This is a genomic window from Paenibacillus sp. S28 (genome assembly GCF_016624415.1).
GTDB lineage: Bacteria > Bacillota > Bacilli > Paenibacillales > Paenibacillaceae > Paenibacillus_AQ > Paenibacillus_AQ favisporus.
In genome coordinates, this window is record NZ_JACVTM010000009.1 from 49211 (window position 1) to 65027 (window position 15817).

General features: G+C 53.1%; 19 protein-coding genes and 1 riboswitch. Of the genes, 5 read left to right on the forward strand and 14 right to left on the reverse strand.

Annotation, left to right across the window (positions count from 1 at the left end; genetic code table 11):
- Positions 1-46: 46 nt before the first annotated feature.
- A complete protein-coding gene (locus tag IAE55_RS21040; protein WP_152398702.1) occupies positions 47-229 on the reverse strand; it encodes a hypothetical protein in 183 nt (60 codons plus the stop codon).
- Between the two features lie 156 nt (positions 230-385).
- Here IAE55_RS21040 and IAE55_RS21045 point away from each other — a divergent pair, with 156 nt between their 5' ends.
- Positions 386-1381 (forward strand): NAD(P)/FAD-dependent oxidoreductase, encoded by a 996-nt coding sequence (locus tag IAE55_RS21045; RefSeq protein WP_076173725.1) that lies wholly within the window; start codon positions 386-388, stop codon positions 1379-1381.
- 207 nt (positions 1382-1588) lie between these two features.
- Here IAE55_RS21045 and IAE55_RS21050 read toward each other — a convergent pair whose 3' ends face one another.
- Positions 1589-1732 (reverse strand): sporulation histidine kinase inhibitor Sda, encoded by a 144-nt coding sequence (locus IAE55_RS21050; RefSeq protein ID WP_089548462.1) that lies wholly within the window; start codon positions 1730-1732, stop codon positions 1589-1591.
- Between the two features lie 277 nt (positions 1733-2009).
- Complete coding sequence (locus IAE55_RS21055; RefSeq protein ID WP_145163259.1) at positions 2010-2672, reverse strand: YheC/YheD family protein; 663 nt, start codon at positions 2670-2672, stop codon at positions 2010-2012.
- Between the two features lie 194 nt (positions 2673-2866).
- Between IAE55_RS21055 and IAE55_RS21060 the strand changes: the two genes are divergently transcribed.
- Complete coding sequence (locus tag IAE55_RS21060) at positions 2867-3082, forward strand: hypothetical protein (protein ID WP_076173723.1); 216 nt, start codon at positions 2867-2869, stop codon at positions 3080-3082.
- 81 nt (positions 3083-3163) lie between these two features.
- On the opposite strand, the gene IAE55_RS21065 is transcribed toward IAE55_RS21060, so the two are convergent.
- Positions 3164-3523, reverse strand: coding sequence for a HesB/IscA family protein (locus IAE55_RS21065; protein ID WP_145163261.1), 360 nt, complete (start codon positions 3521-3523; stop codon positions 3164-3166).
- An 821-nt stretch (positions 3524-4344) separates the two neighbouring features.
- Between IAE55_RS21065 and mqnE the strand changes: the two genes are divergently transcribed.
- Both mqnE and IAE55_RS21075 read left to right on the forward strand, forming a co-directional pair.
- Positions 4345-5451, forward strand: a complete 1107-nt coding sequence (gene mqnE / locus IAE55_RS21070) for an aminofutalosine synthase MqnE (protein ID WP_076173721.1) — start codon at positions 4345-4347, stop codon at positions 5449-5451.
- Between the two features lie 59 nt (positions 5452-5510).
- Complete coding sequence (locus IAE55_RS21075; protein WP_105445080.1) at positions 5511-6572, forward strand: NAD(P)/FAD-dependent oxidoreductase; 1062 nt, start codon at positions 5511-5513, stop codon at positions 6570-6572.
- Here IAE55_RS21075 and IAE55_RS21080 read toward each other — a convergent pair.
- A complete protein-coding gene (locus IAE55_RS21080) occupies positions 6569-6823 on the reverse strand; it encodes a YuzB family protein (protein WP_076173719.1) in 255 nt (84 codons plus the stop codon). The genes IAE55_RS21075 and IAE55_RS21080 overlap by 4 nt on opposite strands.
- A 162-nt stretch (positions 6824-6985) precedes the next feature.
- On the opposite strand from IAE55_RS21080, the gene IAE55_RS21085 reads away from it, so the two are divergent.
- Positions 6986-7231: a NifU family protein gene (locus IAE55_RS21085; RefSeq protein WP_094599257.1), complete on the forward strand. Its 246-nt coding sequence runs from the start codon at positions 6986-6988 to the stop codon at positions 7229-7231.
- Positions 7232-7315: 84 nt separating this feature from the next.
- Here the strand turns inward: IAE55_RS21085 and IAE55_RS21090 are convergent, their stop codons facing one another.
- The 9 genes from IAE55_RS21090 to IAE55_RS21130 form a co-directional block, all read right to left on the reverse strand.
- The gene (locus tag IAE55_RS21090) at positions 7316-8101 is read right to left on the reverse strand and encodes an SDR family oxidoreductase (RefSeq protein WP_145163265.1); all 786 of its coding nucleotides are present in this window, start codon (positions 8099-8101) and stop codon (positions 7316-7318) included.
- Between the two features lie 284 nt (positions 8102-8385).
- Entirely contained in the window at positions 8386-9234 is an 849-nt protein-coding gene (locus IAE55_RS21095) for a MetQ/NlpA family ABC transporter substrate-binding protein (protein WP_145163267.1), read from the reverse strand.
- Positions 9235-9372: 138 nt separating this feature from the next.
- Positions 9373-10041 (reverse strand): methionine ABC transporter permease, encoded by a 669-nt coding sequence (locus IAE55_RS21100; RefSeq protein WP_145163269.1) that lies wholly within the window; start codon positions 10039-10041, stop codon positions 9373-9375.
- Complete coding sequence (locus IAE55_RS21105; RefSeq protein WP_116234113.1) at positions 10041-11057, reverse strand: methionine ABC transporter ATP-binding protein; 1017 nt, start codon at positions 11055-11057, stop codon at positions 10041-10043. Before IAE55_RS21105 ends, IAE55_RS21100 begins: the two co-directional genes overlap by 1 nt.
- 152 nt (positions 11058-11209) lie before the next feature.
- Positions 11210-11345, reverse strand: a riboswitch (SAM riboswitch).
- 89 nt (positions 11346-11434) lie between these two features.
- Entirely contained in the window at positions 11435-12154 is a 720-nt protein-coding gene (locus tag IAE55_RS21110) for a Cthe_2314 family HEPN domain-containing protein (RefSeq protein ID WP_116234112.1), read from the reverse strand.
- Between the two features lie 24 nt (positions 12155-12178).
- On the reverse strand, positions 12179-13945 hold the full coding sequence (locus tag IAE55_RS21115; protein ID WP_145163271.1) for a UbiD family decarboxylase: 1767 nt from the start codon (positions 13943-13945) through the stop codon (positions 12179-12181).
- Between the two features lie 101 nt (positions 13946-14046).
- The gene (locus IAE55_RS21120) at positions 14047-15042 is read right to left on the reverse strand and encodes a COX15/CtaA family protein (protein WP_105445075.1); all 996 of its coding nucleotides are present in this window, start codon (positions 15040-15042) and stop codon (positions 14047-14049) included.
- Positions 15043-15060: 18 nt separating this feature from the next.
- The gene (locus tag IAE55_RS21125; protein ID WP_145163274.1) at positions 15061-15282 is read right to left on the reverse strand and encodes a hypothetical protein; all 222 of its coding nucleotides are present in this window, start codon (positions 15280-15282) and stop codon (positions 15061-15063) included.
- 69 nt (positions 15283-15351) lie between these two features.
- Positions 15352-15696: a thioredoxin family protein gene (locus tag IAE55_RS21130; protein ID WP_076173701.1), complete on the reverse strand. Its 345-nt coding sequence runs from the start codon at positions 15694-15696 to the stop codon at positions 15352-15354.
- Positions 15697-15817 lie beyond the last annotated feature (121 nt).

The following is a 15817-nucleotide window of genomic DNA, read 5'->3' on the forward strand; positions in this document are numbered from 1 at the left end:
AACCATTACAAATGTTATTGTGAAATATTACACATTAGTTTGAACTTCAATGAATCTTTTTATCACAGGCAGCCTGTGTAAGAAAAAAAACAGCGGGAATACTACCAAAACCTGCCCGCACATAACTAAAATGATAGCCACTTTCCCATAAAAGATCAAGTATTATTTGGCCCTCCAAGTGAGCATCCATGCTGTTTTCATTTTCCTTTTCATTCCAGTTTTCAGGCAAGTTTATTCTCTTATCCAAACGGGGAATTTGCAAAATAGGATGTAAACTTTTCAGCCGAAGCCCGGATGTATTATAATGAGATGGAATTTGAAGAATATACAGCGTGTTTAATTTCGCTAGCGTTCTTATTTATATTTGTTGGAGGTGCTTACACTAATGACATCGCAGCCGGCTGACATAACCGACCTGCTCATTATCGGAGGAGGTCCTGCAGGCATGTTCGCTTCTTTCTATTGCGGGATGCGCCAGGCATCAGTCACACTCATTGAAAGTATGCCCCAGCTTGGCGGGCAGCTTGCAGCCTTATATCCCGAGAAATACATTTATGACGTGGCCGGATTCCCTAAAGTAACGGCACAGGAGCTGGTCGACAATCTGCAAAAGCAGATGGACCTGTTCCAGCCGAACGTACGACTGGAGGAAAAGGTTACTTCCCTCGTTAAGCAGGACGAGCGCCATTTTGTGGTGACGACCGATAAAGGCGAATACCACTCCAAAGCCGTCATCATTACGGCCGGGGTCGGAGCCTTTGAACCCCGCAGACTGGAGCTTGAAGACGCTAGGAAATTTGAGAAAACGAATCTGCACTACTTTGTGAATGACTTAAACCGCTTCAAGGGGAAAAAGGTGCTGATCAGCGGCGGCGGAGACTCCGCAGTAGACTGGGCGCTCATGCTGGAGCCGATCGCCGAGCAAGTCACACTGATTCACCGCCGCGACAAATTCCGTGCGCATGAGCACAGCGTCGAGAATTTGATGGCTTCCAAGGTTCAGGTCGTGACGCCGACGGAAATCACCGCCCTGCACGGGGAAGACACGATTACCAAGGTGACCTTGTCCCATGTGAAAACCAAAGAAACGCAGGAGATCGAAGTCGACGACGTCATCGTGAACTTTGGCTTCGTATCCTCCCTTGGCCCGATCTCCGATTGGGGCATTCAGATCGAGAGCAACTCCATCGTGGTGGATTCCCGCATGGAGACGAACATTCCCGGCGTATTCGCCGCCGGAGACATCACCACGTATCCGGGCAAACTGAAGCTTATCGCCGTAGGATTCGGCGAGGCGCCGACCGCGGTCAACAACGCGAAGGTATACATTGATCCGGAAGCTAAGCTGTCTCCCGGCCACAGCAGCAATATGAAACTCTAGCCCGAATTAACGCGCAAATTGGGCCACAAAAAAAGAGGGTATCCTGATCTGATCGTCATGGAATCATGATTCAGATAGGATACCCTCATTTTGTTGCGATGCTGCCAATCTGGAAAATAGATGTTACACCTCCACACCTTCCATAACTTCCACGTCATATGCAGCTTATAGTACAACAGCATTTGTGGATGTGTACCGGGATGTGTCCTAATGAACTAAACTCTCTGATGAAGTCTCTAGATTCCTCTTGTGGATTTCGGCCAGGAGTAAAGCGATGAAATCATGATCCAGCATGAGTTCCACGGCCATATGATAAGAATCGAGCAGCAATTCATCCGACAACATAGCCATTATCTTCACATCCTTTCCTTAATTTTCCTCAAACCTATCATATCAAACATCGCATAAGAGAACAAGCGTTCGCTTTATCCACAACCTGTTGTGGAAATCCTGTGTATAATTTGTTAGCAAGTGTCGGAATACCAATAAAAATGCAGTGGATTTTGGGGATAAACGTTATACACAGGTGCTGTGCATACGACCCGGCTTTAAAAATATTTTTACATTTTCATAGTCTTATATAATGATATTACCCCGTCTATAATCTCCCAAACATTGCCAGTTTGGTTTATTGTGGGCGCGTATTTACTTCAAAAATCCAAATTCTCCCGCTGTCGTCCAGGCCGTAGTCAAAGCCGAGCTCGCCGATGCCGGGAAAACGCCGCTCCAGAATTGCCGTACAGCGCCGGGTAAGGGAACGCATCTCTTTAAGCTTTGCTTTGGAAGAAATCTGCGGCAGGGAACGGCTCAGGCCAACGCGGCCTTTCAGCAAAAAACCGCCCTTGCACAGATTGGTTACGAATAGTCCGCTGCGCGCGACTCGTCCCACCATTGCGGTAATGACCCAACGATCGTCCACTTTGACGTATTTGACACGGTAATCGATCGGACGCCCATCGACCTTGGCCAATTTAATCCCCTGCTGAATTAAATAGGTCCTTCTCACCTTTAGCTTCCGAAAACCGCTGTACATGCCGGAGAAGCTGTCAAAATAATAGGTTTGAGAGAAGCGGGTTATACTATAACCGCTGCCGGTACGGGATATTTTCATGACACCGTAACCGCCTCCGCCGACGACCGGTTTTACGACGACAAAGTCATACATCCCCAGCATTTGCTGGAGATTCTCCCGGCTCATAGACCGGGTCTGCGGAATATATGGGGCAACATCCGGATCCGTCAGCAGCGCTTCGGTCTTCAGCCATTTGCTTGCCAGCTGTCTTCCCCCCATGTTGTCGCCTCCTTTCTATGCTCCTATGTTATTAACATACTCGTATCTACAGGTTCCCTCCTGTATGTTTGTGCATAGAAAAGGATAAACGCATAAAAACGGGGGATAGCGGAGCCTTGGCGTGCCTGTCTAAATCGGATATAATGAAATGAAGTGTGTAAATTTGGAATATCCTGCGAAGGAGGATAACAGCTGTGGCTCAATTTTTCGGGGTATTATACTGGGTCGGCATGATCGGCATGTCCCTTGCTCTGGTCGTGACAACCGTTTTAATCTTTGCTTTGGGCTTTAAATTTCTGAAAGACAGACGCAAAGGGCTCGGCACCTGCTGCATCGCCTTTTCAATCGTGGCGGCGGCCATGCTCGTCATGATGGTGAACAAAACGTTTATCGTTCCCGGGCTCTCCTAACGAACAAAAAAAGGCTCACAACCTGCTTCTGGACGAAGAAGGTGTGAGCCTTTTGTCTTATTCATCCGCAGTGCGTGCCCGTTAGCACTCCTCCGGAGCCGGTTTGCCTGCATCGAGCGCTGTACGGAACGAAGCGCCGCATCCGCAGGTCGCCGTAGCGTTCGGATTGTTCATGGTGAATCCGCCGCTCATGCCGGACTCCTCAAAGTCGATTTCCAGCCCGTCAATCAGGCGGAGGCTTTCTTTATCCACGACCACCTTCATGTCGTTAACGTCCATGTATACATCGTCTTCGGTTTCGGCATCGTCGAAGCCCATGGCGTAAGAAAATCCGCTGCATCCGCCGGCCTGTACCCCAAGACGGAGGAACATCCCCGGAATTTCCTGTTCGGCGAGCATTTCTTTCAGCTTATCGGAAGCAGAATCGCTAATGTTGATCATAGGTAACCCTCCTTGGTTAACTGATGTGAATTTATTCATTGCAGGGCTTCAGCAGCGCACCTGAAAGGCGGCCGAGCAAAAGTCCCGCTCTGTGAGTACATTGCACTTACCTTTAGTATACTCCACAACGTTGTTCCCCTCAAGAGAGGTTCCGCCCGGCAACATCCCCTCCTCCGTTCCCATGATGTACCAGAAAGGCGGTCGGAACGCCGTATTCGCGCCTCCAAAAGGTATAATCAGGCTTAATCCGGAGGATTTATAACACATTTGCCCCCTTCGCAGGATCCTTAAAGATGGTATGATTTCCGGATCTTCGCATGCCGATTCTGTATAACTGTATTGCGGACCCCGGATAGGCGGTTTATAATAGGTGGGTAATGAGGGAGCAAGTGTCGGTATTTTGTCATGGAAAAGACAACGGTCTGTCACTCTGGGTTGTAACTTTTTTCACATAAAAAAGTCTATCGATTCATTCACAGAAGACAGGCCGCGCTTAGCGGATGTTTGTCTTGCGATTATAGAATTCTTCGGCTTCGTTGAAAAATTTATACATTCTATAATCTAAAAAAGGCGGGCCCCCTACTTTTTCTTTACCGGCCAAAAGCCTCTCCGGAGTGCTTACCAAAGCGTCTGGCCTTACGGCTTGGATGATCCGCTGAATACATATCCTCTGCGGTACATGGAAGACGCTGACCGATAAAATTGGCAAATCGACTGGACGGGTTGAACGCCGGACTCCTTCCAGGCGCTGCGGGTTGACTCTTGCGTCCTGCAAAGGGCGTGTCTTCCGCACGACCAAAATGCGAACAGGAGGAATGGAAATGTCCACTATTGTAACATCGAACACCGAAAGACGCATGCAGGAAATCATCGAGAAGGTCCGCCAGGGTGAGCGGCTGAACCTCGAGGATGGAGTATTTCTGTATGAAACCGATGATCTGCTGACGCTGGGGCAGCTGGCGAACGAAGCCAACCTACGCAAGAACGGCAAAAAAGTATATTTCATCGAAAACATGAGCCTGTACTTTACCAATGTCTGCGAAGCGCACTGCGCGTTCTGCAACTTCCGCAAAGACCTTGGTGATGAAGGCTCCTATACGTATTCCGGTCCTGAAATGGTCGAATACATTGAGCAGCACATTCATCCGGGCGTCCGGGAATTCCATATCGTTGGCGGACATAACCCGCACGTGCCTTTCCAATACTATGTGGATTCCTTGCAGGCGCTGACCGACCGCTTCCCGGACGTAACGCTAAAAGCCTATACAGCGGCCGAAATCGACTTCTTCACCCGCATCAGCGGCCTCAGCATCAAGGAAGTGCTGCAGGAGCTGCAAAAAGCTGGACTGAAATCGCTGACCGGCGGCGGTGCGGAAATTTTGTCCGACCAATACCGCAAAAAAATGCGGGTGGAAAAGGCTAACGTTGAGCAATACCTCGAGGTGCACCGGACGGCGCATAACCTGGGCATGAAGACGCATACTACCATGCTGTACGGATCGATCGAGTCCCATGAAGACCGGATCCGCCACATGATGCAGATTCGCGATCTTCAGGACGAAACGAACGGATTTATGGTATTTATTCCTCTTTCCATGCAGCCAAGAAATAAAAATGCCGGCATCATGCGCCGTAACTCCGCCTACGAGGATCTGAAGACCATTGCCATCAGCCGTCTGATGCTGGACAACATCGACCACGTGAAGGCTTACTTCATTAATATCGGGCCGCAGCTGACCCAGGTTGCGCTGAGCTTCGGCGCATCCGACGTCCATGGCACCATCCTTAAGGAACGCATCAGCCACGCCGCAGGCGCGCTCACTCCGGAAGGCCTCACCCGCGATGAGCTGATCTGGCTAGTCAAAGGCGCCGGACGCATTCCAGTGGAACGCGACACGTTTTATAATGAAATAAAAGTTTATGAATAAGTAAGAGGAATTTTATACCTTACCTCAAAGCCGACGTATGAGAAAGGAAAGACGGACATATGAGAAAATTCGTCATCCTGGGTGGAGGTTACGGAGGCCTTGCATTGATTCAAGGTCTCCTGAACAACCACTTCCCCCAAGATATGGAGCTGATTTTGATTGACCGCATGCCTTTCCAAGGCATTAAAACCGAGTATTACGCGCTTGCGGCAGGGACGGCAAGCGACTATGATCTGCGCATCCAGTTTCCGAACCATCCCCAGCTCACGAAAAAATACGGCGAAGTCACATCCATCGATCTGGAAGGCAAGCGGGTACACCTCGAAGGCGACGACCCGATCGAATACGACTACCTGACGATCGCCTTGGGCTGTACCGACCGTTATCACGGCATACCTGGCGCGGATCAATTCACGAACAGCATCCAGACGTTCTCAAGCACTCGCCAAACCTATCAGCGCTTGAATGATGTCAAGCCGTACGGAAACGTACATATTATCGGCGGCGGCCTCAGCGGCGTTGAAACGGCTGCGGAGCTGCGGGAGAGCCGTCCGGATCTTAACATCACGATTCTGGACCGGGGCAGCCGGGTGCTCTCCTCCTTCCCGCAGACGGTTTCCTTGTACGTGGAGCAGTGGTTCATGGATCATGAAGTGAATACGCGCTCCCACATATCCGTGTGCCGGGTGGAAGACGGTATCGTCTATAACGGGGATGAAGCAATCTACACCGACGCCGCGGTTTGGACGGGCGGCATTCAGCCGGTGAAGGTCGTTCAGGATTTGAACGTGCCGAAGGATCCGGGGGGCCGGGTCGTGGTCAACACGTATTCCCAAATTCCGGATTACCCGGAAGTGTATGTTGTGGGGGACTGCGCCAGCATTCCGTTCGCTCCCAGCGCCCAGGCGGCAGGAGCTCAGGCCAAGCAAGTGGCCGACGTGATTCATGCGCTCTGGAAAGGAGAGACGCCGAAAATCCACAAGATCCACCTTCGTGGAACCCTGGGATCGCTTGGCAGCAAGGCAGGCTTTGGCCTAATGGGGAAAACTTCGGTAAAAGGAAGAGTACCCCGCCTGTTAAAAAGCGGGGTACTCTGGAAGTCCAGACGCCATTTCGGCTAATCCAGCTCGAGGCTGTCCCAAGCCTCGAGTTCTTTTATTTTGGCCATAATGGCCTCATACAGCTCATCGGCGCTGTCAGCATCTATAATCTCACCGTTCACCATGGCGAAGGGCATCATGGCGCATTGGCCGCAATTGCTCAGGCATCCGTATTCGATAACGTCGTAATCCGGATTCTCCTCCAGCTTCTCCATGACTTCATCGGTTCCGAAATGCATGTTGTTGGTGCAAAACTCAATGATGGGTCTCAATGATATCACCTGCTTTAGGTATTGATTCTTAGGTAGGCCTTATCTTAGTTTACCGGGTGAAGCAGATAATATCAACGGTCTTGTCCGATGCAGCATATATAGCCATTTTATTTTGTCTCGGTTTGTAATATAATAAGAATTACAGGAAAGGAGTTGAAATCAATGAGCGAAAACGCACAGAGCACCATGTATGATGATGTAGCAGAAGTGCTTGATAAGCTTCGCCCGTTCCTTCAACGCGATGGCGGCGACGTCGAATTGGTTGACGTGGAAGACGGCATCGTGAAGTTGAAACTGATGGGTGCCTGCGGCAGCTGCCCAAGCTCCACCATTACATTGAAAGCCGGGATCGAACGCGCCCTCGTTGAGGAAGTTGAAGGAATCAACGACGTTATTCAAGTATTCTAATCCCATTCAATAGCAAGAAGAGACCTGACTTCATCGAAGACGGGTCTCTTCTTTTTTTGTGGCGTGGGACGCCATCTCTGGCAGTCACATCCCGTGATCTGCCGGACCAATCCAGGGACGGATCGGATCCAGCCCGCCGGAGATGTCCATAATGTTGCCGGTGATAAAGTCGGAAGCGTCGCGGCACAAGTACTCGATCACGCGCGCGATATCCTCGCCGCTGCCGGGTCTGCCCCGCGGCGTCTCGCCGTCCTGCAATCCGGCGACCTCGGCAATGGTCTTCTCTTTGTTATCCCCTCGGATGTCCCCGGGACACACCATATTCACCGTAATGCCGTACGGGGCCTCCTCGACCGCCAGCGTCTTCGTAAAAGAAACCAGTCCGGTCTTGGCGGCGGCGTACACCGCCCGGTGCGGCCACGCTCTCGATTCCGCCGCATGGCCGAAGCCGAAGTGGACGATTCTTCCCCAGCGCTTAGTCCGCATCCCAGGCAGCACCAAATGGTCCAACAGCATCGTGCCGACCAGATTGCCCTGGATGAGCGACAAAATTTCCGCCTGGGTATAATCGGAGAACCGTTTACGCTCGCGGATAAAAGGGCCTGCGTTGTTCACGACGATGTCCGGACTGCCGAGCTCGGACTCGACGCGAGCCACCAAATGCTCCAGCTGGCCCGTGTCGGAGACATCAGCTTGCACGGCGATACTGCGCACGCCCAGTCCCTCGATGACCGCCTGCAGTTCCTCCGCTTCGCGGCGGCTGTGGACATAGTTAAGCGCGACGTCGCAGCCGGAACGTGCCAGCGTGAGCGCCGTCATTTTGCCAAGTCCCTTGGCACTGCCTGTGATCAGGGCAACCTTTCCCCTCAAAATGCCACCCTCCTTTCTGCTATCCGAGCTTCCCATCCTTTTAACCATTCGAGACACATCATTCCTATTAAAAATATAATGGTGTATGTATGTACAAACCTCACGCAAGATCATTGACCCTGTATAGTATAAAAGATTTCACGGCACCGCCGCAACTTGGAAACCCAGTACACCGGGCAGCGGGGAAAAGCGAGCCAAATAAAAAATGTTTGCCCGACGCAGATGCAAATAAAAAAGCCGCAGGGGATGAACCCCTTGCGGCTGTGCTGCGCATTGCACAGGCTTTAGAATGCCGGGATAACGGCACCTTTATACGTGTCTTCGATGAACTTCTTCACGTCGTCGGAAGTCAGAGCAGCAGCCAGCTTCTTGATGGCATCGGAGTCCTTGTTATCCGGACGGGCCACCAGAATGTTAACATAAGGGCTGTCTTTGCCTTCGATGAAGAGCGCGTCTTTCGTTGGATCAAGGCTGGCTTCCAGGGCGTAGTTGGTGTTGATGACGGCCAGGTCGAATTCGCTCAGCTGACGCGGCAGCATTGCAGCATCGACTTCCTTGATTTTCAGGTTTTTCGGATTCGCGGTAATGTCCTTCACCGTGGATTCGACTTTGTTCGGATCTTTCAAAGTAATCAAGCCTTGCTTGGCCAGCAGGCTGAGCGCGCGTCCGCCGTTTGTTGCATCGTTCGGAATGCCGACGGTTGCGCCGTCCGGAACTTCGTCAGCGCTCTTCACCTTTTTGGAATAAGCACCAAGCGGCTCCAGGTGAACGCCTACGACCGGAACAAGGTCCATCTTACGCTGTTTGTTTTCATTGTCGAGGTAAGGCTGATGCTGGAAAAAGTTGGCGTCGAGCTGTTTCTGGAACGTCTGCACGTTCGGCTGCACATAATCGGAAAACTCTTTGATGACGAGCTTCACGCCCTCTTTTTCAAGCGCAGGCTGGATATGCTTCAAAATTTCGGCATGAGGCTTCGCCGTCGCGCCAACCGTCAGTGTAACCGTTTCGGCTGCAGCCGGTTTGTCCCCGGATTCGCCCGCAGCATCGCTGCTGCTGTTATTCGGCTTGCTGCCGCACGCGGCGAGCACGACAACCAGGGCCAGGGTCAGAAAAGAAACGAGCCATTTTTTCATTGGATAAATCCCCCTTAAATTCATAAGAATAATATGATTTATATTAGAAAGGCAGTGCTTTGATGTTACCTGCCTTGCCTTTCCAGGTCAAATCCGGTGATCCGGATGCATGACTGTGAGCCAAACACGTTGTACGCCTTACTTTCTGGTAAAGTGACGCACCAGCCGGTCGCCCGCCATTTGCAGCAGCTGCACCAGCACGATCATGAAGATGACGGATATAATCATGACGGTCGTTTCATAGCGGTAATAACCGTAGCGGATCGCCAAATCGCCGAGACCGCCTCCGCCAACCATCCCCGACATCGCCGTATAGGATACGAGTGTCACGACCGTAATCGTAATTCCGGCCAGCAGGCCTGGTCTTGCTTCGGGCAGCAGCACCCGCGTGATGACCTGCCAGGTCGAAGCGCCCATCGAATGCGCCGCCTCGATTACGCCGCGGTCCACTTCGCGCAGCGATGTTTCGACCAGTCTGGCGAAGAACGGCGCAGCACCGATCACCAGCGGCGGAATCGTTCCCAGCACCCCGAAGGTGACGCCGACGATCGCTTTCGTGACCGGGATCAGGGCGACGATCAGGATGATAAACGGGACCGAACGGAGGATGTTCACGATAAAGGAAATGACCGCATAGACGGCACGCACCCAGCCCGTCGTCGAGCGCGATGCCATAAACAGCACGATGCCGATCGGAAGACCGAGGACAAAGGTGAACACCGCGGAAGCCCCGAGCATTTTCAGCGTATCCAGGGTGGCTACGCCGATCTCGTTCCAGTCAACCGAGGAAAAATCCAAACCCCACATCAGTTCATCACCTCCACGTCAAGCCCTTGCTCGCTCAGCTTCGCGAGCGTCGCATCGATCTGATCCCGTCCGCCCTCAAAGCGGACAATCAGCTGCCCGTACGGGGTATCTTTAATGGTGGAAATGGTGCCCTGCAGGATGGCGAAATCCGCCCCCGTCTCGCGCACGGTCCGGGACAAGATGGACTCGTACGTTTTGCTGCCGAGAAACGTAATTTTCACAGCCTGCGCCGAACCCGTTCCGGAAGCCTGGGCAGCCAGCTCAAGCGGTTCGCCCTGGCTCTGCTCCCCGCGGACAAAATCCTTGGTCACGGGGTGCTGCGGCTTCAGGAATACGTCCGTTACCGCGCCTTCTTCAACGATGCCGCCTTGATGGATCACGGCCACCCGGTCGCAGATGCTCTGGATGACGTGCATCTCATGGGTGATCAGGACGATCGTCAGATTAAACCTCTGGTTAATGTCCAGCAGAAGCTTCAGGATCGAATCCGTCGTCTGCGGATCGAGCGCCGAAGTCGCTTCGTCGCACAGCAGCACCTGCGGATCGCTGGCCAGCGCGCGGGCGATGCCCACTCTCTGCTTCTGGCCTCCCGACAACTGGGCCGGATATTTATTGCGGTGGGCTTCCAGCCCGACCAGCGCGATCAGCTCGTTAACCTTAGCCTCCACCTCCGCTTTGCCCTTACGGGCTAACCGGAGCGGAAAAGCAATGTTGTCATACACTGTCGCCGAGCTAAGCAGATTGAAATGCTGAAAAATCATCCCGATCTTCCGCCGTTCGTTCTGCAGCCGCTGCTTGCTCAGGCCCGTCAGATTAACGCCGCCTACCCATACCTCTCCGGAGGTCGGGCGTTCCAGCAGGTTCATGCACCGGATCAAGGTGCTCTTCCCTGCGCCCGAGTGGCCGATCACGCCGAAAATTTCTCCTTTATTAATGCTGAGGTTCAGCCCGGACAAAGCCTCCGTCGCCTTTGCCCCTTGGCCGTACCTTTTCGTCAGCTGCTTCAGTTCGATCAACCGAAGGGCCCCCTCTCTTCCCCCTATCCTACCCGGATAGGGTTCGCATAATCTATCTAAATGACCAGTCTATTCTATTGAATCCAGGCAAAATAAAAAGCCCCTCTGACAGAATCAGAAAAGGGGCTCCCTTATTTGTAAAAGTCGCTGCCTTCTCATCTGCCAACCTGCAGCTCAAGCTGCAGCTTGTAGGAATTAGCACCATGACATTCGAGTAACGGCGGATGCCGTGCTCAAATCGGTTGCCGGGCTTCATCGGGCCTGTCCCTCCGCCTCTCTCGATAAGAAAAGATTATGAAATTAATGATGACGTGTTTTCATTTTTACAGTATAGATATATTTGCCCACTTTGTCAAAAGGAAATTTGTTGTATCCCTTTATGGATGCATGCCTTCCTTTTTCCACAGCTTGTTGGCGTAATGAAAGGAAGCCGAGAGCGACTTGCATACCATGTCCAGCCCCTGCTTCAGCTCGCTCAAATGCTGGTCCAGATCCTCCAGCTCGACCTTATCCTTAAGACCTTGGTGCCGCTGCCACAAGTCATCCTGCATCTCGGAGTTCATGTAATGAACCTCCGCATTGCGCCGTTTGCGCAGCACGTTCAGGGCGCTCTTGTATTCGTCCTTAATCTTCGACAGCTGCCCGGCCAGGCCTTCATGGGTTTTCATGTAGTGAAACTGCCGGAGCACCGTAAAATAGGAAAAATGCGGTTTGGTCTTCTGCGTGTTCAGATCAAACAGATCATTGAGCACCGTACCGAGTTTGTCCAGAACGGAAAACACGCGGATAAACCCGTTTTTATAGAAGTATACGTACCTGGCGTACTCGGCCTGCTCCTCAATCGTCATGTCATCCACATAACCGGCCTTGACCGATTGACGGAAAAAGGAAGCGGCATACCAGCTCTGCTCCAATTCATCCAGGGAAGACACCAAACCGCGTGTCCATATCTCCAGTTTACGGTAATCATGGCTGGGATCCTCATTCTTTTCGATCTCGTTCTGGAGCAAATGGATCGTCTCCACCATCGTTTCGATGGCATCTTCGAGCAGCCCGTTATTTTGGCGGGGCATCTCTCCAAGCAGCGTTCGCAGCATCGGCATTCTCTCCCTGATCAGTATTTACGCAAAATAACTGTTCCAGCGTTCATCCACCTTCTTGACGATATCCTCCCGCGGAATCAGTTCGTCCGGATACCCGGTTTTCATGCGTGCATCCACTACAATCGGCAGTCGGTACGACAGATGGTGATTCCGTACTTCGGCACCCGCATAGATGTCCGTGGCCGGGTTGAAGCGCGTAAACACCGTCCACAGGAAGGACGTCTGGTCGGCTGCCGTCTGGCGGGCATCGTCCACCAGAAGGACGAGCGGCCATTCGGTTCCCTTCTCCTGCAGCCGCTGCAGCAGGCGCTCCGGCAGCTCCGGTTCGTCCTCGTACCCTGCGCCTGAGACAAGGAGGCAGCCTCCGCAGTAAGGAACAATCTGTTCGATCTCCGCGATCGGCCCCTCCTCATAAGCACGCGGCAGCTCGCGGACCGGCTCCCCGATCCCCATCAGCACGGCTTTGCTGCCGTGGTTCAGCTTGCGTCCGGTGTAATCGAGCGTATCGTGGGATGTCTTATTAAATATAAACAGATCGACGGTCGGGTTAAACCGCGCAAGCACCGTTTCCAGCAGCTCGCTGGCGTTCTCGAGATCGACCGGCTGGTCGGTCAGGATCAGGAATTTGGTGAGGGACAGCTGACCTTCGCCCAGCATCCGGAAGGCGGATACGAGCGCTTCGCGGGAGTAACTGACGCGGACAATAGCCGAAGCAAGGGCATGGAATCCCGTCTCGGCATATGTCCACAGCGATTTGATCGAAGGCATGACGAGCGGGAAGGCCGGCGACAGCAGACGCTGCAGAAATTCGCCCATGAAATAGTCCTCCTGCCGCGGCTTGCCTACGATCGTCGCCGGATAAATGGCGTCCTTGCGGTGCCACATATGGTTGACGTGAAAGACCGGAAAGTCATGCAGAAGGGAGTAATACCCGTAATGGTCCCCGAACGGACCTTCCGGACGCCGTTCGAACGGCGGGACGAGGCCGCTGATCGCAAACTCGGCTTCCGCCGGAATCCGGTGCCCGCCGAGCGGATTTTCCACCATCGGCAGCTTTTCGCCGAGAATCATGGACGTGAGCAGCAGCTCGGGCAGCATTTCCGGGCCCGGCGCAATCGCCGACGCGATCAGGGCCGGCGGTCCGCCAAGGAACGTCGTCATGCGCAGCGCTTCGCCGCGCTGCTCGGCTTCGTGGTAATGGAAGCCTCCGCCCTTATGGATCTGCCAGTGAATACCGGTCGTCTGGTTGTCATAAATCTGCATGCGGTACATGCCCAGATTGTGGTCCTTGGGCCGCGATGGGTTCTCCGTATAAACGAGGGGCAGCGTAATGAACGGGCCGCCGTCTTCCTGCCAGCTTGTGACCCGCGGCAGGTCTTTCAGCGGCTGGTCGCTGCGGGAGACGCCGAGCACAGGAGCATCGCCCATCGGAACGGTTTTCATGCCTACCTTTAGAATGTCCTTGATCAGGCCGCGTTCATTCCACAGCGCCGACAGCGTCGGCGGAAGCATCGTATCGAGCGCACCCACCAGGGACTTCATCAGCTCCTCCGGACGCGGTCCGAACGCCATATCTACGCGCCGGCTGGTACCGAACAAATTCGTAGCCACGGGAAACGGAGTCCCCTGTACATTCGTGAACAGCAGCGCCGGCCCCTGTTCGTCGATGACCCGGCGGTGGATCTCCGCCAGCTCCAGGTACGGATCCACGGGAGCCTCGATCACTTTCAGGTCATTTTCCTTGCGCAAGGCTTCGAGCCATTGGCGTAAATTTTGATAGCTCACACGATCATTCCTCTCCAGAATAAGCCAAAAAATAATAAATAAACTTACAAACAAAGCCCTCGAATCACTTCGCGGACTTTGGATGTGCAGCGGTATTCAGTTCATCGTTTGCCGCCCTGCGGCTCAAAGCCGATTCCCCGGGCGGCCGAAGCGGACTTCGGCTGCTGAAGCGTCGCCCTTCCGGTCTGCCAGACACGGACGCTCAAATAACAGAGCACGCCGAACAGAGACGAAATCAGCAGATTGTGCAGCAGCGCGGAAAAGATGTAAACCTCCGGCTTGTTCAGCGTCGACACGATCGCCGCCCCGCTGAACACCTGCATCAGGCACAGCGTTACCGCGGCGATGCCGAGGCCCTGCAGCTCCCGGTTCCCCCGGTTCAGCCGGTAGCCGCAGACGGCCAGTACGGCGATCGCGATCAACAGCAGCAGTGCCGCGATCCGGTGGACAAACGCGATAGTCACCCCTCCGGACAGCTCGGGAATGAACTTCCCGTTGCACAGCGGCCATCCCAGGCAGCCTCCCGCCGAGTTGGTGTGGCTGACATATGCTCCGATATAAACGACGATATAGGAGTAGATGGTCACGGCCCATGTATAGCCGCGGAAGGTCGCGCTGACGCGCGACGTACCGCCGGACGGGTACGAAGCCTCGCCCAGTTTGTCCATCCTGCGGGCGCCTAAGGCCAGCATCAGCGAGCTGGCAAACGCGATCAGCGAGAAACCGAAGTGGAAGGCAAGCACGGCCGAGGACTGGTCATACACGACAGCCATTGCCCCCATGACAGCCTGAACCAATACGAAAATAAGGGTCAACACCGAATACGTGCGCAGGTCGCGCCGGTTCTTGGCGAACAGATGGAAGGCGACCACCACCGCGACCGCTGTAAGTCCTGCCAGCCCGCTGACCAGCCGGTGCGAATATTCAATTAATGAGGCGATGGTATGCGCCGGAACGAACTCACCGTGACACAGCGGCCATTCATGCCCGCATCCGAGTCCGGAATCGGTCTTGGTGACCACGGTTCCGCCGAACGTCGCAAAAAACATCACGACAAACGTTAAATAACTGAGCCATTTCAATTGTCTGGTATTCAAAATTCTCTCACCTGCTGCTCATAATAAAAACTTTACCACTGAAGACAGGTACCTCAATATTTTACCAATCTCATCTATTATACCTGATTCCTTGACATACATCACGGCCACTTTGTGACAAAATGTCGGAGAAATGTCGGAGAAATGAAACAGCCCCACGAAGTGGGGCTTTGCTTCGCTGCCGGTTCGGCCAAATGGTGGTGAAACCCGAATACCTTCGGTTCCGTACAGCCATGCCATGAAGCTGCTCTTTAAAGAGAAAAGCACCGCCTCAAATGCCTCTGTGCGGCAAGAGCGGTGCGAATTAGCTTATTTATGAATCGTTCTGTATACGTCCAGCGCCGTATTCAGGAATCCCTCGATTTCTTCGCGCGATTTGCGAAGCTTGTTTACCAGCCGCACCAGCTCCCGGCCGTCCGAAAAGGCCACAAAGCTCGGTATGCCCAAAATGTTCAGTTCCTGGCTGAGGTCGCCGACTTGATCCACGTCCACTTCGACAAGCGTCAGATCGTTCGAAAATTTCGTTTCCACGTCCGGCATAAACGGGTCCATAAATTTGCAGTCCGAGCACCAATCCGCTTTAAATACGGCTACGGTCAGTCTCGGAGACTGGATTGCGACTTGAAATTCGGCTTGAGAAGTAATTTTTTGCATGGATATCCGCCCTTTCTATCCCATATCTTGTCCAATTCTTGTCCATTTCTTCTCTTAGTGAATCAAAATACCGAGTGGAAGTCAAATTTTTTAGCCATACTGAAGGTAATGAGAGATTTCC